Raw genomic sequence first — 18,422 nt, 5'->3', positions numbered from 1 at the left:
CCGGCCCGTGACCCGATGGGTCGAACGACGATCGCGGTGGCCGGGCCATCCGGGAGGGACGATCGGCCACCGCGATCGCGGGGGAGCGGTGCGCGGATCAGGGCCGTAGGCTGGCCACCCCGCGCGGCAGGAACCGCCGGCCGGTGACCCGCTCGGAGGTGCCGGTCCGGTCCAGGTACGGCGTGACGCCGCCCAGGTGGAACGGCCAGCCGGCGCCGAGGATCAGGCACAGGTCGATGTCCTGCGCCTCGGCGACGACGCCCTCGTCGAGCATCAGCCGGATCTCCTGCGCCAGCGCGTCCAGCGCGTTCTGCCGGACCTGCTCGGCGGTCAGCGGCTGGTCGCCGACCACGAGCAGCTTGGCGACCTCGGCGTTGACCTGGTCGTCGACCACGATCGGCTGGCCGGAGTCGGCGATCCGCTTGAGGTTCTCGCTGACCGTGAACCGGTCCGGGAAGGCGGCGTGCAGGGTGCCGCCCACGTGGTACGCCACGGCTGGACCGACCAGCTGGAGCAGCGAGAGCGGGCGCATCGGCAGGCCCAGCGGATCCAGCGCGCTGTCCGCCACGTCCAGCGGGGTGCCGGCGTCGACGGCGGCGAACACGGTGCCGAGGAAGCGGGTGAGCAGCCGGTTGACCACGAACGCCGGGGCGTCCTTGACCAGCACCGAGGACTTCTTGAGCTGCTTGCCGACGGCGAACGCGGTGGCCAGGGTGGCGTCGTCGGTCCGCTCGCCCCGGACGATCTCCAGTAGCGGCAGCACGGCGACCGGGTTGAAGAAGTGGAAGCCGACCACCCGCTCCGGGTGCTCCAGGTCCGCGGCCATCGCGGTGACCGACAGCGAGCTCGTGTTGGTGGCGAGCACCGCCTCCGGCCTGACGACCTTCTCCAGCTCGGCCCAGACCTGCTTCTTGACGGTCAGGTCCTCGAAGACCGCCTCGATGACGAAGTCACAGTCAGCGAACGAAGTGAGCTGGCCCGGCGGCGACGCCGCGAAGGCCTCTGCCTTCGGCGAGCCGCTGACCAGGCCGTACAGCTTGGCGGCGGTGCGCTTGTCCATCCGGCCCTTGCTGACCTGCTTCTCGATCTGGCTGTGCACGTAGCCGAGGCCCTTGTCCACCCGGGCCTGGTCCAGGTCGGTCAGGACGACCGGCACCTGAAGGCGGCGGGCGAACAGCAGCGCGAGCTGGCTGGCCATCAGGCCGGCGCCGACGATGCCCACCTTGGTGACCGGCCGGGCCAGGCCCTTGTCGGGCGCGCCGGCCGGCCGCTTGGCCCGCCGCTGTACCAGGTCGAAGGCGTACAGGCCGCTGCGCAGCTCCTCGGAGAAGACCAGGTCGGCCAGGGCCTCGTCCTCGGCGGCGGTGCCGGCGGCGAAGTCGGCGTCCTTCGCCGTCTCCAGCAGATCGAGGGCCTGGTACGCGGCCGGGACCGCCCCGTGCAGCCGCTGGTCGAGGGTCTGCCGGGCGAAGTAGAGCACGCCCGCCCACATGTCCCGGTCGACCTCGGGCCGGGTCACGGTGACCTCGCCCCGGACCACGCCGGCGGCCCACTCCAGGGACCGCTCCAGGAAGTCGGCCGGCTCCAGCAGCACGTCCGCGATGCCCATCTCCGCGGCCTGCTTCGGCTTGAGCATCTTGTTCTGCATCAGCGGGTTCTGGAGGATCACCTGGGTGGCGGCGGGGATGCCGATCAGGTTCGGCAGCAATTGGGTGCCGCCCCAGCCGGGCACCAGGCCGAGGGAGACCTCGGGGAGCGCGAGCGCCGTGGCCCCGCCGGAGAGCGTCCGGTAGTGGCAGTGCAGGGCCAGCTCCAGGCCGCCGCCCATCGCCGCACCGTTGACGAAGGCGAAGGTCGGGATCTCGCTGTCCTTGAGCCGGGCGAAGACCCGGTGACCGAGCCGGCCGATCTCCAGCGCCTGGTCGCGGCTCTCGAGCAGCGGCAGGCTGATGATGTCCGCGCCCACGCAGAAGATGTACGGCTTGCCGGTGACCGCGATGAACGCCGGGTCGGCCGCCACAGCGGCGGTGATGGCCTCGTCCAAGCTGGTCAGCCCGGCCGGGCCGAAGGTGTTCGGCTTGGTGTGGTCGAGGCCGTTGTCGAGGGTGATCAGGGCGGCGGGGCGGTCCAGCCCCGGCACGTCCACCTGGCGCAGCAGCGCCCTGGTGACAATCTCGTTCGGTGCGGCGAGGCTCACTTGTCTCCACCTTCCCGCTGGGCCGGCGTGCTGGACTCCGTCCAGTGCGGGTTCTCCCAGACGACCGTGCCGCCCATGCCGATGCCGATGCACATGGCGGTGAGGCCGTAGCGGACCTCGGGGTGCTCGGCGAACTGCCGGGCGAGCTGGGTCATCAGCCGTACGCCGGAGGAGGCGAGTGGGTGGCCGATGGCGATCGCGCCGCCCCACGGGTTGACCCGAGGGTCGTCGTCGGCGATGCCGAAGTGGTCGAGGAAGGCGAGCACCTGTACGGCGAACGCCTCGTTCAGCTCGAACAGGCCGATGTCGTCGATGGCCAGGCCGGCGATGCGCAGCGCCTTCTCGGTGGACGGGATCGGGCCGACGCCCATCACCTCGGGCTCGACGCCGACGAAGCCGTAGGACACCAGCCGCATGGCGATCGGCAGGCCCAGCTCGCGGGCGGTCTCCTCGGCGACGATCAGCGCGGCGGTGGCGCCGTCGTTCAGGCCGGCCGCGTTGCCGGCGGTGATCTTGCCGTGCGGGCGGAACGGGGTCTTAAGGCCGGCGAGCTTCTCCAGCGAGGTGTCCCGGGGCGCCTCGTCCACCGTGGCCAGGCCCCAGCCGTTCTCCTCGTCGCGGATGGCCACCGGCACCAGGTCGCCCTGGAGCTTGCCGTTGGCGTACGCCTTGGCGGTCTTCTGCTGCGAGGCGAGCGCGAACGCGTCGGTGCGCTCCTTGGTGATGTGCGGCACCAGGTCGTGCAGGTTCTCCGCGGTGGCGCCCATGACCAGGGCGGACGGGTCGACGAGTTTTTCCGCGATGATCCGAGGGTTGGGGTCGACGCCCTCGCCCATCGGGTGGCGGCCCATGTGCTCGACGCCGCCGGCGATGGCCACGTCGTACGCGCCCATGGCGATGCCGCCGGCGACGGTGGTGACGGCGGTCATCGCGCCGGCGCACATCCGGTCGATGGCGAAGCCCGGCACCGTCTTGGGCAGGCCGGCCAGCAGGGCGGCGGTGCGGCCGATGGTCAGGCCCTGGTCGCCGATCTGGGTGGTGGCCGCGATGGCGACCTCCTCGACCCGCTCCGGCGGTAGCTGCGGGTTGCGTCGCATCAGCTCGCGGATGCAGCGGATCACCAGGTCGTCGGCGCGGGTGTTGGCGTACATGCCATCCGCTTTGCCGAACGGGGTGCGGACGCCGTCGACGAAGACGACATCCCGAACTTCACGGGGCACTTGGAGCCTCCTTATCGACCACAGTTCGGCCAACGGCCATAATTCCGCCTCCGCGCCGCCAGGCGGCGCTTCGGACGGAATGAAGGCCGCCACGCCACGGAACGGCGCCAGGACCGACTGAAGGTCGGCCGGCACTGGCATTTCCCCGGATGCTACTCGTCAGTAACCAGCCCCGCCCCCACCCCCGCCTGTGTCCCACCCCACACTCCGCCCACCGACCCTCGCCCCGTTGATCAAGGAGTTTGCGTCCTGTGTCGCAGACACAAAATTCCTTGATCAACCGCGAAGGGTGCGGGTCAGGAGGCGGTGAGGGCCTCGGAGAGGGCGGGGAGGAGGAGGGTGAGCTGCCACTCTCTCGCGCCGAAGCCGCGCAGCGTTTCGGCGACGGTGTCGTCGGTGATCTCCTCCGGCGGCTGCCAGGCCAGGCGGCGGACGTAGTCCGGCGCGATCAGGTTCTCCGCCGGCAGGTTGTGCTCGCCGGAGATGCGCAGCACCAACTCCCGGCAGCGGGCCAGCCGGCCGGCCGCCACCGGGTCACGCTCCGCCCACCGGTGCGGCGGGGGTGGCCCCTCAAGGACGGGGGTCACCGGCAGCGCGTCGTCGGGCAGCTGGCGCGCGTCGTCCAGAGCCGCCAGCCAGGTACGGGCCAGTCGGCGCACCGAGCGACCACCGAAGCCGGGCAGGGTGAGCAGGGTCTTCTCGTCCTTCGGGTCCAGCTCCGCGGCGGCCACGATCGCCGAGTCCGGCAGCACCCGCCCCGGGGCCGCGTCCCGCCGTGCGGCGATCTGGTCCCGGGCGTACCAGAGGGAACGCACCCGGGCCTGCGCCCGGGCGCCGCGCACCCGGTGGATGCCGGAGGTGCGCCGCCACGGCTCCGCCCGGACCCGGGGCGGACGGGCGCCGTTGCGGACCAGCGCGGCGAACTCCTCCGCCGCCCACTCCGACTTGCCCTGCCGGTGCAGCTCCTCGTCGAGGGCGTCGCGCAGGTCGACCAGCATCTCCACGTCCAGCGCCGCGTACGTCAGCCAGGACTCCGGCAGCGGCCGGCTGGACCAGTCCGCCGCCGAGTGGTGCTTCTCCAGCGTGTAGCCGAGCAGTTGTTCGGTCAGCGCGGCGAGGCCGACCCGCTCGCACCCGGCCAGCCGGGCGGCCAGTTCGGTGTCGAAGAGCCGGCGCGGGCGCAGCCCCACCTCGGCGAGGCAGGCGAGATCCTGGCTGGCCGCGTGCAGCACCCACTCGGCCTCGGCGATCACCGCGTCCAGGGCGGAGAGGTCGGGCAGCGGCAGCGGGTCGATCAACGCGGTGCCGGAGCCGGCCCGCCGCAGCTGTACGAGGTAGGCCCGCTGGCTGTAGCGGTATCCGGAGGCGCGTTCGGCGTCCAGGGCCACCGGGCCGCTGCCCGTCGCGAAGCGCGCCACGACCTCGTCGAACTCGCTCGGTGTGGCCACCGGCGCGGGGGTGCCGTCGCGGGGGGCGGTCAGCGGCACGGGTCCGTCGGCGCCGGGTTCGGTCTCCGCGTCCGTCGGCTGCGGTGCGGCCGTCGACACATGCGGCGATGCCTCTCCCGTACGGCTTGCGGCGGCCCGACGGCGCAGGGGTGGTTCGTCGGTCACCTGACAACCCTAGTTCGCCGGGGGATCCGGTGTGCGTAGCCGGCCCGCCGTGTGTCGGCGGGATGGCTCGCGGGTGTCCTGACCGGGCCGGGTGGCGCCACGTGGCAGGGCCGGACAACCGGCACACACCCCGTTCGCGCCGGTACCGCCCATCGAGCCATCGAGCAGGACCCGGCTGTCATCCGGCGGCCGTCGCCGTGCGCCCGCCGCTCAGGCGGCACCGGCCGCACGGCGGGAGGGCAGGGCCGTCACACCGGGCGGCGGCAGCCCGGCCGTCGAGGCGAGGAGGGCGCACCAGCCGAGCAGGTGCGGGGCCAGGTCGACGCCGAGCGGCGTCCACGAGGCGCGGATCTCGATGTCCCCGGCGGCGGGCGGCCCGGCCAGCTCGCCGAACCGGGTGGAGAGCGTCTGGGTCACGGTGCCGCCGATCGCCCGGTACCGGGCGCCCTGCGCGTCCAGCGCGTCGGTCAGCCAGGTCCAGCCCACCCCGGGCAGCAGCGGGTCGCTGGCCAGGTCCACCTCCAGCTCGGCGGTCACGTAGGTGACCAGCCGCAGGGTGCCCTGCCACGCCTCGTGCCCGGCCGGGTCGTGCAGCAGGATCAGCCGCCCGGTGGCCACCTCGTCGCCGTCCCGGAGCACCGCCGCGGAGAGCGCGAACGCGTACGGGGCCAGACGCTGGGGGGCGCCGACCTCCTCCAGCACGATCTCGGCGCGCGGCGCCACTGATCGCAGTCCCGCGACCGCGCGGGCGAAGGTTTCCGGGAGCGCGATCGGGGGGGCCATGCCGGCAGCCTATGCCGCCGCCGTCCCGCACGGCGTCACGGCACGCCGAGCGGGCGTACGTGTTAAGAAGGGGCCCCTGCTCTACCGGAGGCGTTAACAGGGGCCCCTCCTTTCACGTCACAAAGGTGATGGGGGCGGCGGGGTGGGCCGGGCGGCGTGGCACGATTGCCGCGATGACCACCGAAACCACGGGCACCGCCGCCCGAGACGGAGCATCCCGCCCCGGCGGGACGGCCCACTCGCCCTTCGTCCGCGCCTGCCGTCGCCAGCCGGGACCGCACACCCCGGTCTGGTTCATGCGTCAGGCCGGCCGCTCCCTGCCGGAGTACCGCGAGATCCGGGCCAACGTGCCGATGCTGGAGTCGTGCCGCCGGCCGGAGCTGGTCACCGAGATCACCCTCCAGCCGGTCCGCCGGCACGGGGTGGACGCGGCGATCCTGTTCAGCGACATCGTGGTTCCGGTGGCCGCGGCCGGCGTCGACCTGGACATCGTGCCCGGCACCGGGCCGGTGGTGGCCGAGCCGGTGCGCACCGCCGCCGACGTCGACCGGATCCGCCCGATCACTCGCGACGACGTGTCCTACGTGGACGAGGCGGTCCGGCTGCTCGTCGCCGAGCTGGGCGACACCCCGTTGATCGGCTTCGCCGGCGCCCCGTTCACCCTGGCCAGCTACCTGGTCGAGGGCGGGCCGTCGCGTACCCACGCGAAGACCAAGGCGCTGATGTACGGCGACCCGGAGCTGTGGCACGCGCTCTGCGCACGGCTGGCCGAGGTGGCGCTCTCCTTCCTGCGGGTGCAGGTCGACGCCGGGGTCTCCGCCGTTCAGCTCTTCGACTCCTGGGCCGGCGCGCTGTCCGAGGCGGACTACCGCCGCTACGTGCTGCCGCACTCCACCCGCGTGCTCGGTGGTCTGGCCGATGCCGGAGTGCCCCGGATCCACTTCGGGGTGGGCACCGCCGAACTGCTCGGCGCGATGGGCGAGGCCGGCGCCGACGTGGTCGGCGTGGACTGGCGTACGCCGCTGGACACCGCGACCCGGCGGATCGGCCCGGACAAGGCCGTGCAGGGCAACCTCGACCCGTGCGTGCTGCTCGCCCCGTGGCCGGTGGTGGAGGCCGAGGTGCGCCGGATCCTCGACCAGGGCCGGGCGGCCCCCGGTCACGTGTTCAACCTCGGCCACGGCGTCCTGCCGGAGACCGACCCCGACGTGTTGACCCGGGTGGTCGCGCTGGTGCACGAGCTGTCCGCGCGGCCCGTCGAGTAGGGGAGGGACCATGGCGCGACCGTGCCGGGTGGCGATCGTCGGTGGCGGGATCGCCGGGTTGGCCGCCGCCGTCCGGCTGCGCGACCTCGCCCCCGCCGGCACCGAGATCACCGTGTACGAGCAGTCCGGCCGCCTCGGTGGCAAGCTGCGCACCGGTGAGCTGGCCGGCGGGCCCGTCGAGTTCGGCGCCGAGTCGTTCCTGATGCGCGACCCGGCCGGCGGGGAATCCGCCGCGGTCCGCCTGGTCCACCGGCTGGGCCTGGCCGACCGGATCGTGCACTCGAGCGTCGGGCAGGCCGCGCTCGTCGTCGACGGTGGGCTGCGCCCGATCCCGGGCGGCACGCTGGTGGGCGTACCCGGGGATCTGGAGAAGGTGACGGCGGTGGCGCGGCCGGCCGCGGACGCCGACCCCGACGGCGGCCGTCCGCTGCTCGCCCCGGACGCCGACGTGCCGGTCGGCGGGCTGGTCCGTGAGCGCTTCGGCGACGAGGTGGTGGACCGGCTGGTCGACCCGATGCTCGGCGGCGTGTACGCGGGCCGGGCCGACGATCTCTCCCTGGTCACCACCATGCCGGCCCTCGCGCGGGCGGCCCGGGTCGAGCACACCCTGGTCGGCGCGGTCCGGGCCGCCCAGGCCGCCGCGCCCCGCGCCGCCGGCGCGCCGGTCTTCGGCACCCTGGCCGGCGGGCTGACCACCCTGGTCGAGGCGGCGGCTCGGGAGAGTGGCGCGACCGTCCGCCGGGACGTGGCGGTCCGTGAGCTGCACCGCACCGCCACCGGCTGGCGGCTGGTCGTCGGCCCCACCCGCGACCCCGAGTCGGTCGAGGTGGACGGGGTGGTGCTCGCCGTGCCGGCCCGCCCGGCGGCCCGGCTGCTCGCCGGCCCGGCGCCCGAGGTGGCCGCCACCGTCGGCGGGCTGGACTACGCCAGCGTGGCCCTGGTCACCATGGCCCTGCCGGAGCCGGAGCTGCCGGAGCTGTCCGGGTTCCTGGTGCCGGCCACCGAGGGGCTGCTGATCAAGGCGTCGACGTTCTTCACCACCAAGTGGGGGCATCTGCGCCGGGCGGACGGGCTCGCCCTGGTCCGCGCCTCCGTCGGCCGGTACGGCGACGAGACGTCGCTGCAGCTCACCGACGACGACCTGGTCGCCACCGTGCACCGGGAACTGTCGAAGGTGCTCGGCGCTCCGCTGCCGGCTCCGGTCGCCCAGCACGTGCAGCGGTGGGGTGGGGCCCTGCCGCAGTACACCCCCGGCCACCTCGGCCGGGTGGCGGCGGCCCGGGCGGTGCTGCGTGCCGCCCACCCGGCCCTGGCCCTGGCCGGGGCCGGCTACGACGGCGTCGGCATCCCGGTCTGCGTCCGCTCCGGCGAGACGGCGGCCGAAGAGCTCATCACAGCACTGGGAGGATAAGCAGCATGACCGAGCAGACCAACGCGGCGCGGCTGCGGGAGCTCAACGAGACCATCCGCTACACCATGTGGTCGGTGTACCGGGCCACCAGCCCCCTCCCGTCGCTGCGCGAGAACGTCGTCGACGAGGTCGAGTCCCTCTTCACCGAGTTGGCCGGCAAGGACGTGACCATCCGCGGCACGTACGACGTGGCCGGCCTGCGCGCCGACGCGGACCTGATGATCTGGTGGCACTCCTCGTCCAGCGACGCCCTGCAGGACGCCTACCTGCGATTCCGCCGGACCACGCTGGGGCGGGCGCTCACCCCGGTCTGGTCGCAGATGGCGCTGCACCGGCCGGCCGAGTTCAACAAGAGCCACATCCCGGCTTTCCTGGCCGACGAGGAGGCGCGGGCCTACGTCTGCGTCTACCCGTTCGTCCGGTCGTACGAGTGGTATCTGCTGCCGGACGCCGAGCGGCGCGAGATGCTCGCCGAGCACGGGAAGATGGCCCGCGGCTACCCGGACGTGCGAGCCAACACGGTGGCCTCCTTCGCCCTTGGCGACTACGAGTGGATGCTCGCCTTCGAGGCCGACGAGCTGCACCGGATCGTCGACCTGATGCGCGATCTGCGGGCCTCCCGGGCCCGCCGGCACGTCCGCGAGGAGGTCCCCTTCTACACCGGCCGCCGCCGCTCGATCGCCGACATCGTCACCTGCCTGGCGTGACGGTCGCCTGGCTGGTGTGACCGTCGCCTGCGTCGCCTGTCTGGTGTGACCGGCCGCGGACGGTAACGGGCCCTTGGGACGTCGTCCCGAGGGCCCGTCGCGTCGGTGGGTCAGCGCACGTAGACCAGGCCGTCGGTGATCACACGGGGCCGACCCGAGGTGCCGACCACCACGATCTTCACCGTGTGCCGGCCGCTGCCGGTCCAGCTCTTCGCCCAGACCCCCCGGCGGTACTGGGTGGTGCTGGACTTCAGGTCCAGCGTGGTGTTCTTGACGCCGTCGACCCAGATCTCCACCCGTCCGGACGCCGAGGTCTTCGTGGCCACGAAGGAGACCGAGCGGCCGGTGAAGGTCCAGCTGAGCGAGGCCTTTGCCGCTTTGGCGGTGAGTGCCGAGCCGCCCAGGTAGTTGCTGCTGGCGGTGGTCGACCAGGTGCCCTTGCGGGTGGCCTTGGTTTCCGGGAGGAAGACCGGGGTCCAGGACGCCGAGGAGGTCGCGGTGTTACCGGACCAGTCGGCCGCCCGCATCGACCAGGTGGTGGTGACACCCGGCCGGGTGGTGGTGGACCAGGCGCTGCTTCCGGCGAAGGTGCCGGTGGTCGGTGCGGTCAGCGCCACCGACCGCACCGCCACGTTGTCCGTCGCGCGCCAGCTCAGCGACACCGGCACGACCGTGCTGCTCACCCCACCGGTACGCAGGGAGAGGGTGGGCCGCAACGCGAAGGCCGGGGCGGTGGTGTCCGCCACCACGGTCTGCGCCGGGGTCGTCGCGGTCTGGCCCAGTTGGTGCACGCCGCGCACCTGTACGGTGTGCGTCCCGGGGGCGAGGGTGAGTCCGGCCGAGCGGGCGGTGCCGGCGGTGGTGGCGACGACCGCGCCGTCCACCAGCACCTGGAAGCGGTCGATAAGGTTGCTCGGGGTGCTCACGGACCAGGACACGGTGGTCAAGCTCTTCGTGTAGATGGTGGTGCCGTTGCGGGTGCCGGCCACCCCGGAAAGGGCCAGCCCGTAGACGTTGGCGGTCTTGCTGCGGATGATCCCGAGCTGGCCGTAGAGCGTAGCGCCGGGGCACTCGGTCGCCACCGCGTCGCGGTGCCCACCGATCCGGTTGAATACCACCTGCTGGCCGAGGTGGTACTTGCCCTCCACACCGGAGGTCAGGGTGACCTTGCCGAGGGGGTCGTTGCCGTACTGGCCGAGCTTGTACGCGGCGACGTGCGCGATGGCGTCGAGCGCCACAGTGGGCACGCTTGAGGTGCGGTAGTCCCCGAGCACCGCGATGGCGGCGGTGTCGGTGTTGAAACCGTAGGTGTGGGCGCCGGTCACCGGCTTGTCGATGCCGCCCTTGCGGCCCTCGAAGACCACGCCGCACTTGTCCACGAGGAAGTTGTAGCCGATGTCGCTCCAGCCGTTGCTCTTGATGTGGTAGACCTCGATGCTCCGGACAATGGCGGCCGAGTCGGCGCAGCTGTAGTTGTTGGCGCCGGCGGTGTGGTGCACCCAGAACGCCTTCACCGTTTTCCCGTACGTGGGTGCGTCGCGGACGATCGACTCGTCGGCGTTCCACCCGGCGCGGGTCACGACCTTCGGCACGGGCACCGGGTTGGCCGGAGTGCTGCTGGGCGCCGGGGAACCGGTCGTGGGTGCCGACGCGGTGCTGCTGGGCGCCGGGGAACTGGTCGTGGGTGCCGGCGCGCTGGTGGTCGGCACGGGTGCGGTGGTCTCGGTGGGTGGGGTGGCCTCGGTGGGCGCCGGGTCGGTGGTCGTGGCGTCGGTCGGCTCGGGCTCGGTGGTGGTGCCGCCGCTGGGGTCCGGCTCGGTGGTGGTGCCGTCGGTGGGGGTGGGCTCCAGCGCGCGTACCTCGGCGACCGGCTGGAGGCGCTGCGGCCGGACCCGTCCGTCGCCCGCGGCCCTGACCTTGCGGCGCTTCGGCTGGCCGGGATCAACCAGCTCCAGCCGCAGCCCCTCGGGAAGCCGCCCGACCGTGCGGCCGTCGGCCGCCGTCGCGCGTACCTCGACTCCATCGGACGGGCCGACCCAGAGCGGGTCGGTGGCACCGCGTGCCGGTCCGGTGGAACCCGGCTCCGGTTCGCCGTGGCCGTCCAGCTCGAGCTGCTGCCAGTCCGACCAGTCGCCGCCCACCGCGTGGGTCCGTACGGCGATGGTTCCCCGGAGGTCGGCCTTCGGGTTCGCCCAGGTCACGCCGAGCAGTGCGAAGCGGTCGGTGTCCCGCCGTGGGATGGTGATCTCCCGGCCGGTCGCGGCCGGGAAGTCCACTGTGTGCAGGGCGGTGGTGACCGGCGCGTCCGCCCACTCGGCACCCTCGTCGCCGAGGCTTAACGCGACCATGCCGACGGTGCCGGCCAGAGTGGTGGCGGCGATCGCGGCCACGATGCCGACGGTCCGGCGGTTCCAGTGGATCCCCGTTGGTCTCACGTTGTCGTTTCCCTCCCATGTCTCACCGGAGGGCAAAGCGTATCGATCTCCTCTGGCGTTACATCGCCCGGAGCATGGGGGTGTGCGGAATGCCGTCGTCGAGGTACCCGGGCCCGCTGACCGTGAAGCCGTGGCGGGCGTAGAAGTCGACCAGGTGGGTCTGCGCCTCCAGCGCGCACGGGCCCCCGCCGACCAGGGCCAGCGCGTCGGTCATCAGCCGGCCGGCCAGGCCCGCGCCGCGGGCCGCCGGCGCCACCACCACCCGGCCGATCCGCGCCACGCCATCCGGGTCGGCCAGGATCCGCAGGTACGCCACCAGCGCGCCGTCCCGGGTCAGCCAGAGGTGTCGGGTGCCGGGTTCGACGTCCCGGCCGTCCAGCTCCGGGTACGGGCAGGACTGCTCCACCACGAACACGTCGATACGCAGCCGGAGCAGGTCGTGGAAGGTGCGGGCGTCCAGCTCCGCGAAGCTCGCGACGTGCGACTCGATGGGCATCCCGCGATGTTAGGTCGCGTCCGGTCCGCCGCCCCGGGCGACCCGGGCGGCGACGGCCGCCGCACCGACCAGCACGGCGACGATCCCGGCGACGGCCCACGGGCCCAGCGCCGCCAGCCATCCGCTCACCGCGCTCTGCATCCGGCCGGCGGCGGTGATCACCGGGTCGTCGGCGTCGCCGCCGGCGAAGAGCCGGACCTCGTACCAGCCGTACCAGGCGACGTAGCCGCCGGTGAGCACCAGCAGCAGGCCGGCCAGCCGGCCGAGCAGCGGCGCGGCCCGCCGGGTGCGCCGGACCAGGGACTCCCGGGCCAGCGCCACCGCGAGTGCCGCCGCGCCGACCGCCAGCCCCATGCCGAGGGCGTACGCGACGAAGAGGCCGACCCCGGCGGCCGGGCTGCCGGCCCGGAAGCCTGCCACCACCACGGCGAGGAACGGCCCGACGGTGCAGCCGAGCGAGGCCACCGCGTACGCCACGCCGAAGAGCGCCATCGAGCCGAACCGGGCCCGGACCGCCGGGCCGGTCGCCGGTCGCGGGGTGACGGCCGGCAGTTGCCGGCCGGCGAGCAGCCACCCGCCGGCCGCCACCAGCGCCGCGCCGATGAGCACCGACACCCACGGCAGCCGGCGCGCGACGGCGTCCGCGACCGGCCCGGCGAGCAGGCCGAACGCGCCGAAGACCGCGACGAAGCCGGTGGTCATCGCGCCGGTCAGGGCCAGCGCCCGGCCCACCGGGGCGAGCGGTCCCCGGGCGGCTGCCGGGCCGTCGCCCAGCACCAGCACCGACAGGTACGCGGGCAGCAGTGCGAACCCGCACGGGTTCACCGCGGCGAGCAGGCCGGCGGCGATGGCCAGACCATAGGGGGCATCGGACATGTCAGGACAGCTCGGCGATGCGCCGGCGTAGTTCCGCCTGGGACAGCGCCCCGGAGTGCACCACGGTGCCGGTGGAGTCGAGCAGCACGTACCACTCCTGGCTGGTGACGCCGAACCTGCGCCACACCGCGCCCTCGTCGTCGGCCAGGTTGGGGAAGGCGGCGATGCCGGTGTCCCGGGCGAAGCGCCGCATGGCGTCGGCGCCGCTGCCCAGTCCGGCCACGCCGATCAGGTTCACCCGGTCGGCGTTGTCCCGCCGCACCGCGGCCACGTCGTCGGCGACGCCCCGGCAGCGGCTGCACCAGGCCGCCCAGAACCACAGCACGGCCGGCTTGCCGGCGAGGCTGCTGCCGGCGAACGACCCGCCGTCGATGGTGGGCGCGGTGAAGTCCAGCGTGGCGGGCACCGACGCGGCGGGGCCGCGCGCCGTGGCGGCGGACGCCGATGCTGAGGTCGTCGGTGTCGAGGCTGCCGGGGCCGCGCCGTCGGTCGGCTGGTCGGAGCCTGCGCAACCGGCGAGGGCAAGAACGGCAGTCAGCGTGAGCGGCAGCAGCGTCGATCTGGTGGCGGGCATGGCCGGATGCTATCCGTGACCGAGCGGTCCCGACCCTTACCGCCCGGTTACGGCCCCTGTCCGCTCATGGCGTCGGTGCTGTGACCCGCGAGGGTGCGTCAGACCGGCCGGGCGCCGACCGCGTCGCGGATCTCGGCGCCCTGGGCGCCCTCCACCGCGCGGGCGCAGTGGGCGCAGCAGAAGAAGCGGCCGGACACTTCCACGCCGTGGCCGACGATCTTGGTCTGGCAGTGCTCGCAGATCGGCGCCATGCGATGGATGGCGCACTCGAAGCAGTCGAAGGTGTGCGTGGCACCGCTGGCGGTGCGCACCTCGAACGCCCCCCAGTAGTCGTTGCCGCAGACCTCACAGGTAGCCATACGAAACCCCCCGAAAACGGACGTGTGGTCCTAGGTTAACGAGGTTCCAGGCGGATCGAGACCGAGTTCACGCAGTGCCGGGTGTCCTTAGGGGTGAAACGCTCACCCTCGAAGACGTGCCCCAGGTGGCTGTCGCACCGGGCGCAGCGGATCTCCGTACGCCGCATGCCGAGGGTGTTGTCGGGAATTTCCTTCACCGCGTCCGGGATCGCGTCGTCGAAGCTCGGCCAGCCGCAGTGCGAGTCGAACTTGTCCTCGCTGCGGAACAGTTCCGCCCCGCAGGCCCGGCAGTGGTAGACGCCGGAGGTCTTGGTGTCGACGTACTCGCCGGTCCACGGCCGCTCGGTGCCGGCCTCGCGGAGCACCCGGAACTCCTCGGGGCTCAGCCGGACCCGCCACTCTTCCTCGGTGGTGGGCAGTTCGCTCTCGGAAAGACTCACCGGTCAACGGTACGCCGAGCGTCGGTGGCATCGCATATTGTCGCCCAATGGCTGGCAGCAAGGCCGCGGCCGAGGAGATCGAGGTCGCCGGGCACACCGTTCGGCTCAGCAGCCCGGACCGGGTGATCTTCCCGCAGCGCGGTTTCACCAAGGCGGACGTCTTCCACTACTACCTGTCGGTGGGCGAGGGGATCATGCGCGCCCTGCGTGACCGGCCCACCACGTTGCAGCGCTTCCCCGAGGGCATCGAGGGGGAGATGTTCTTCCAGAAGCGGGTGCCGGCCCGGGGCGTACCCCCGTGGATCCAGACCGCGGAGATCAGCTTCCCCAGTGGCCGGAAGGCGGCGGAGCTCTGCCCGGCCGACCTGGCGCACGTGGCCTGGGCGGCGCAGATGGGCACGGTGGTGTTCCACCCGTGGCCGGTGCGCGCCGCCGACGTCGACCGCCCCGACGAGCTGCGGATCGACCTGGACCCGCAGCCCGGCACCGACTTCACCGACGCGGTCACCGCCGCCGGCGAGCTGCGGGCGCTGCTGGACGAGCTGGGCGCGACCGGTTGGCCGAAGACCTCCGGCGGTCGGGGCGTGCACGTCTACCTGCGCATCCAGCCGCGCTGGACGTTCGTCGAGGTACGCCGGGCCACCATCGCGCTGGCCCGGGAGCTGGAACGGCGTCGCCCCGAGCTGGTCACCACGGCTTGGTGGAAGGAAGAGCGGGGCAGCCGGGTCTTCGTCGACTTCAACCAGATGGCCCGGGACCGGACCATCGCCTGCGCGTACTCGCTGCGGGCCAACGCGCGGGCCACCGCCTCCACCCCGGTCGACTGGGACGAGCTGACCGAGGTGGACCCGGACGACTTCGACCTGCGTAGCGTGCCGGCCCGGTTCGCCGAGCGGGGCGACCCGCACGCCGGCATCGACGACACCCCGTGGGACATCAGCCCGCTGCTGGAGTGGGCCTTGCGGGACGCCGCCGCCGGGCAGGGTGACCTGCCGTACCCGCCGGAATACCCGAAGATGCCGGGCGAGCCGAAGAGGGTCCAACCGAGCCGGGCGAAGCGCGCTACCAGCTAAAACACCGATCCGTCGATCGCGGACAGGGGTAGCATGACGCTGACTCGCCCGATCATCACCCGCATGATGTCCTCGCCACTCTCCGACCTTGCGCGTCGTTCCGGCGGTCTCTATGCGCCGCAGGCGGCCGCCATGCTCCGCATCGACCACCCGCAGCCGCTGGGCCGGATCATTGAGATGATCCCGGGCACCCTGCCCGGCACGGCCGCGGTGCTGGCCCGGCACCTGGCCGACGAGGACGCCCTGCTGCGCCGCCCGGACTGGCTGAACCTGCCCCCCGGCCGGCAGCCGCTCGTTGGCATGCCGTGTCCGGCGTGCGCGGAGCGCGGCCTCTACGTGCAGACCGCCGGACCGGAGAGCGTGTGGACGGCGGTTGTGTGCGACTGCCCCTGCAAGGGAGTCAGCGACACCGGCGGCAACGGCTGCCCCTGCGGGATGCCCGGCGCAGTCGAGGGGGTGACGCCCATCTGGCCCCGGCACGTCGTGCTCGGTGCGGTCAACACCTCGCCCTGCTGCGCCCTCCACAACGGGCACTGCGATCCGCCGGCGGATCTGTGCTGCACCCAGTGCAGCGAGGCTGCCCACCCGGACCACCGGCCGGGCGAGCGATGCGTCCTCGGTGCGGTCGCGGGGGCCGCACCAACCACACCGGCCACCTAAACCGCCGTGGCCGCCACCGGCTGAGGTGCCGCCGCCTTGCCCTCGCCCGGCCACCCCGCCCCGTCGCCACCAGCCGAAGCACCGGCTCCAGAGGCCCGGCGACCACGGCCGGTGAGCAGCCGCATCATCGGCAGCTCCACGGCGTGGTGCAGCACCATCGCCGCAACCAGCGCAAAGCAGAACGTAGCCAGAACCAGCACCCCGGCAGCCGCCGTCGGCCGATGCGGGTGGTCGTCGCCGAACGTGTGCCGCACCGCGTACAAGCAGATCTCGTGGACCATGTAGAACGCGAAAGACACCTCACCCAGGTACACCAGAAGCGGCGCCCGCCAAATCGACCGTGACCGCCGCACGTCCGCCAGAGCGCACGCCGGCAGCAAAAGCGAGTAGCCCAGCACCGTACAGGCGGCGTCACGGGCTAGCCCGTACTCCTCAGACAGGAAGGCCGCCACCGCCATACCAGCCAGGACCACCGCGATGCTGACTGTCATGCCAGGCCCGCGCCACCAGCCGCCCCGTACCAGCAGCGCAAGGCACATGCCGAGCAGGAACTCGACCATCCGCACCGGCGGCAGGTGGTACACGATGAAGTGTTCGGACCAGCCGAACGGCTCGTGGAACACCTTGATGCCGATCGGAAGAACCGCAATAAAGACGACCGACGCCGCTGCGATCGCCCACCAGGCGGCCGGCCGGAGCCGCCGCAACCAGGCATACAGGAGGGGGAAGGACAGGTAGAAGAACGCTTCGCAGCTCAGCGACCACGACGGAGCGTTGAACGAGTACCACACGTCGCCCTGTTCGGGCGGCCAGGAGTGCAGCAGCGTTAGGTTGTAGAACATCCGCTCGAAGTCGATGACCTCCATGCCCCGCCAGGACAGCAGGAGACAGGCGATCAGGAACGTCACAAAGTGGTTCGGGTAGATCTTGGAGAAGCGGCGCCACCAGAAGCGGCTGGCGGTGTCGGTCGGCCGCACCGACCAGGCCAGCACGAAGCCTGAGAGGATGAAGAAGAACGACACGCCGGAGCGACCTGCGGCCAGGACCCCGTTCAACGTCTGCTGGGCGCGGCTGTCGGCGATGAAGTAGTTGCTTTCGCTCTGGATGTGCAAGAAGAAGATCATGAGTGCTGCGATCCATCGCAGCCCGGTCAGGGAGTCCAGGCGCGCGGCCGTGGACGGTGTGTTGCGGATCGTGGTGGGGGCGCTCGTCATCATCGTCCTCGCGGCGGCGGTCGACGGGGTCCGGCATTACGACGCCGGCGCGGCGATGCGCATCATAGCGGGGCGTGACGCCGTCACAGGCGCCGTCACCCGTGACGCGTGACGGCCGCATGGCGACACCAGCCGCGTTGGGCACTAGGGGCCGCCAACTGTGGCAGCAAATCACCGATGAGGGGGAGCTGAGGTCGGCGGATCGGGTGCTGCTGGAAGAGGCGTGCCGGGCGGCGGACCGTCTGGACGTGTTCGACCGGATCCTCTGCGGCGACGAGGACGCGTGGATGCGGCTACACTCGGTCAACGGGGCCTGCGTGGGCATGATGCTCTTGCAGCTTCCCGGCACCGGGAAGCTCGACGAGGCAGATCGATGCCACCACGGCCAGGCCGTCAACGGACAGCGGGAGCAGGTACTGCGACCCGCCCGTCTCCCCGTATCGGGACGCGACCGCGGCCAGGTGCCAGTACGACACCCACGCGGCGATGCCGGCGATGACCGCCGTGGCGATCCACCGACCGACCGCGAGCATCCGCCGGTGCACCGGCCGGGAGATGAGCTCGACCGCCAGCAGCAGCGCCAGCGGCGACCACGCCGAGATGATCTGCGAGATCAGCTCGTCCCGGGCGTGGAGCACGTTCCCCGCGATCGACGCGGCCACGCCGAGCGCGAGCACGGCGCGGACGGCCCACCGGACCCGCTTCAACTGGCTGAGCGTGCTCGGGTGATTGACCGGCTCTACCTGCGGGGGCGGCTTCCCGTTCCGCTTGCGGCGGAACCACTCCCGGATCCGGCCGCGACGGCGGGTGCGCTTGGCCGGTGCCGGGTCCGGGTCCGGGTCCGGCTCGACCTCGCCCGGCTCGGAGCCGATCGTGTCCACGACGCGTACGCAGCCGGGACTCCTGCTGGGCGGTCCACGGACCCGCCAGCTCGGCGATCAGCGTGGCCAGCCTGCGCCGAGAGATCCCGGTGAAGATACGATGCGACAAGGCCGTGCGGGCCCATCCTGACGACACGTCAAGATCGTCCCGCACGGCCGTTTCCACGATCGAGCCAGAGCCGCTCAGCTATCGCGCACCAAGTCGCAAGACCACGAAA

The 18,422-nt window shown here is 72.7% G+C and carries 18 protein-coding genes; 6 read left to right on the top strand and 12 right to left on the bottom strand.

What is annotated here, in order from left to right; genetic code table 11:
• Positions 1 to 97 precede the first annotated feature (97 nt).
• The 4 genes from ACNAW0_RS06735 to ACNAW0_RS06720 all read right to left on the bottom strand — a co-directional run bounded on the left by ACNAW0_RS06735 (position 98) and on the right by ACNAW0_RS06720 (position 5,813).
• A complete protein-coding gene (locus ACNAW0_RS06735) occupies positions 98 to 2,197 on the bottom strand; it encodes a 3-hydroxyacyl-CoA dehydrogenase NAD-binding domain-containing protein (RefSeq protein WP_416286850.1) in 2,100 nt (699 codons plus the stop codon).
• Entirely contained in the window at positions 2,194 to 3,417 is a 1,224-nt protein-coding gene (locus tag ACNAW0_RS06730) for a thiolase family protein (protein ID WP_416286849.1), read from the bottom strand. Before ACNAW0_RS06730 ends, ACNAW0_RS06735 begins: the two co-directional genes overlap by 4 nt.
• Positions 3,418 to 3,713: 296 nt before the next feature.
• Positions 3,714 to 5,030 (bottom strand): ribonuclease D, encoded by a 1,317-nt coding sequence (locus ACNAW0_RS06725; protein ID WP_416286848.1) that lies wholly within the window; start codon positions 5,028 to 5,030, stop codon positions 3,714 to 3,716.
• A gap of 210 nt (positions 5,031 to 5,240) precedes the next feature.
• Positions 5,241 to 5,813, bottom strand: coding sequence for a DUF3000 domain-containing protein (locus ACNAW0_RS06720; RefSeq protein ID WP_416286847.1), 573 nt, complete (start codon positions 5,811 to 5,813; stop codon positions 5,241 to 5,243).
• 173 nt (positions 5,814 to 5,986) lie between these two features.
• On the opposite strand from ACNAW0_RS06720, the gene hemE reads away from it, so the two are divergent.
• Genes hemE through hemQ form a run of 3 tightly spaced genes read left to right on the top strand, consistent with a single transcriptional unit; the run spans position 5,987 to position 9,196 of the window.
• Entirely contained in the window at positions 5,987 to 7,078 is a 1,092-nt protein-coding gene (gene hemE / locus ACNAW0_RS06715; protein WP_416286846.1) for a uroporphyrinogen decarboxylase, read from the top strand.
• Positions 7,079 to 7,088: 10 nt separating this feature from the next.
• A complete protein-coding gene (hemG, locus tag ACNAW0_RS06710) occupies positions 7,089 to 8,489 on the top strand; it encodes a protoporphyrinogen oxidase (protein WP_416286845.1) in 1,401 nt (466 codons plus the stop codon).
• Between the two features lie 5 nt (positions 8,490 to 8,494).
• On the top strand, positions 8,495 to 9,196 hold the full coding sequence (gene hemQ, locus ACNAW0_RS06705) for a hydrogen peroxide-dependent heme synthase (protein ID WP_416286844.1): 702 nt from the start codon (positions 8,495 to 8,497) through the stop codon (positions 9,194 to 9,196).
• Between the two features lie 110 nt (positions 9,197 to 9,306).
• Here the strand turns inward: hemQ and ACNAW0_RS06700 are convergent, their stop codons facing one another.
• The 6 genes from ACNAW0_RS06700 to msrB all read right to left on the bottom strand — a co-directional run bounded on the left by ACNAW0_RS06700 (position 9,307) and on the right by msrB (position 14,376).
• Complete coding sequence (locus ACNAW0_RS06700; protein ID WP_416286843.1) at positions 9,307 to 11,631, bottom strand: peptidoglycan recognition protein; 2,325 nt, start codon at positions 11,629 to 11,631, stop codon at positions 9,307 to 9,309.
• A 58-nt stretch (positions 11,632 to 11,689) separates the two neighbouring features.
• The gene (locus tag ACNAW0_RS06695) at positions 11,690 to 12,127 is read right to left on the bottom strand and encodes a GNAT family N-acetyltransferase (RefSeq protein ID WP_416286842.1); all 438 of its coding nucleotides are present in this window, start codon (positions 12,125 to 12,127) and stop codon (positions 11,690 to 11,692) included.
• Positions 12,128 to 12,136: 9 nt separating this feature from the next.
• Entirely contained in the window at positions 12,137 to 13,003 is an 867-nt protein-coding gene (locus tag ACNAW0_RS06690; RefSeq protein ID WP_416286841.1) for a cytochrome c biogenesis CcdA family protein, read from the bottom strand.
• 1 nt (position 13,004) lies between these two features.
• Complete coding sequence (locus ACNAW0_RS06685) at positions 13,005 to 13,577, bottom strand: redoxin domain-containing protein (RefSeq protein WP_416286840.1); 573 nt, start codon at positions 13,575 to 13,577, stop codon at positions 13,005 to 13,007.
• A 98-nt stretch (positions 13,578 to 13,675) separates the two neighbouring features.
• Entirely contained in the window at positions 13,676 to 13,936 is a 261-nt protein-coding gene (locus ACNAW0_RS06680; protein ID WP_416286839.1) for a Prokaryotic metallothionein, read from the bottom strand.
• A 35-nt stretch (positions 13,937 to 13,971) separates the two neighbouring features.
• Positions 13,972 to 14,376, bottom strand: coding sequence for a peptide-methionine (R)-S-oxide reductase MsrB (msrB, locus tag ACNAW0_RS06675; protein ID WP_416286838.1), 405 nt, complete (start codon positions 14,374 to 14,376; stop codon positions 13,972 to 13,974).
• A 47-nt stretch (positions 14,377 to 14,423) separates the two neighbouring features.
• Between msrB and ligD the strand changes: the two genes are divergently transcribed.
• Positions 14,424 to 15,449, top strand: coding sequence for a non-homologous end-joining DNA ligase (gene ligD, locus ACNAW0_RS06670; protein WP_416286837.1), 1,026 nt, complete (start codon positions 14,424 to 14,426; stop codon positions 15,447 to 15,449).
• Between the two features lie 33 nt (positions 15,450 to 15,482).
• Positions 15,483 to 16,109, top strand: coding sequence for a hypothetical protein (locus ACNAW0_RS06665; RefSeq protein ID WP_416286836.1), 627 nt, complete (start codon positions 15,483 to 15,485; stop codon positions 16,107 to 16,109).
• Here the strand turns inward: ACNAW0_RS06665 and ACNAW0_RS06660 are convergent.
• Complete coding sequence (locus tag ACNAW0_RS06660; protein ID WP_416286835.1) at positions 16,106 to 17,233, bottom strand: acyltransferase family protein; 1,128 nt, start codon at positions 17,231 to 17,233, stop codon at positions 16,106 to 16,108. The genes ACNAW0_RS06665 and ACNAW0_RS06660 overlap by 4 nt on opposite strands.
• Between ACNAW0_RS06660 and ACNAW0_RS06655 the strand changes: the two genes are divergently transcribed.
• Positions 17,232 to 17,435 (top strand): hypothetical protein, encoded by a 204-nt coding sequence (locus tag ACNAW0_RS06655; protein ID WP_416286834.1) that lies wholly within the window; start codon positions 17,232 to 17,234, stop codon positions 17,433 to 17,435. The genes ACNAW0_RS06660 and ACNAW0_RS06655 overlap by 2 nt on opposite strands.
• Before the next feature lie 181 nt (positions 17,436 to 17,616).
• On the opposite strand, the gene ACNAW0_RS06650 is transcribed toward ACNAW0_RS06655, so the two are convergent.
• Positions 17,617 to 18,204, bottom strand: a complete 588-nt coding sequence (locus ACNAW0_RS06650; RefSeq protein ID WP_416286833.1) for a DUF2637 domain-containing protein — start codon at positions 18,202 to 18,204, stop codon at positions 17,617 to 17,619.
• Positions 18,205 to 18,422 lie beyond the last annotated feature (218 nt).

The organism is Micromonospora sp. SL1-18 (assembly GCF_047921505.1).
GTDB lineage: Bacteria > Actinomycetota > Actinomycetes > Mycobacteriales > Micromonosporaceae > Micromonospora.
This window is presented reverse-complemented; position numbering and strand designations above follow the sequence as displayed.

Coding starts and splice junctions, on each gene's coding strand:
- ACNAW0_RS06720 (WP_416286847.1), bottom strand. CDS start 5,813: ATGGCCCCCCCGATCGCGCTCCCGGAAACCTTCGCCCGCGCGGTCGCG.
- hemE (WP_416286846.1), top strand. CDS start 5,987: ATGACCACCGAAACCACGGGCACCGCCGCCCGAGACGGAGCATCCCGC.
- hemG (WP_416286845.1), top strand. CDS start 7,089: ATGGCGCGACCGTGCCGGGTGGCGATCGTCGGTGGCGGGATCGCCGGG.
- hemQ (WP_416286844.1), top strand. CDS start 8,495: ATGACCGAGCAGACCAACGCGGCGCGGCTGCGGGAGCTCAACGAGACC.
- ACNAW0_RS06695 (WP_416286842.1), bottom strand. CDS start 12,127: ATGCCCATCGAGTCGCACGTCGCGAGCTTCGCGGAGCTGGACGCCCGC.
- ACNAW0_RS06690 (WP_416286841.1), bottom strand. CDS start 13,003: ATGTCCGATGCCCCCTATGGTCTGGCCATCGCCGCCGGCCTGCTCGCC.
- ACNAW0_RS06685 (WP_416286840.1), bottom strand. CDS start 13,577: ATGCCCGCCACCAGATCGACGCTGCTGCCGCTCACGCTGACTGCCGTT.
- ACNAW0_RS06680 (WP_416286839.1), bottom strand. CDS start 13,936: ATGGCTACCTGTGAGGTCTGCGGCAACGACTACTGGGGGGCGTTCGAG.
- ligD (WP_416286837.1), top strand. CDS start 14,424: ATGGCTGGCAGCAAGGCCGCGGCCGAGGAGATCGAGGTCGCCGGGCAC.
- ACNAW0_RS06665 (WP_416286836.1), top strand. CDS start 15,483: ATGACGCTGACTCGCCCGATCATCACCCGCATGATGTCCTCGCCACTC.
- ACNAW0_RS06655 (WP_416286834.1), top strand. CDS start 17,232: ATGAGTGCTGCGATCCATCGCAGCCCGGTCAGGGAGTCCAGGCGCGCG.
- ACNAW0_RS06660 (WP_416286835.1), bottom strand. CDS start 17,233: ATGATCTTCTTCTTGCACATCCAGAGCGAAAGCAACTACTTCATCGCC.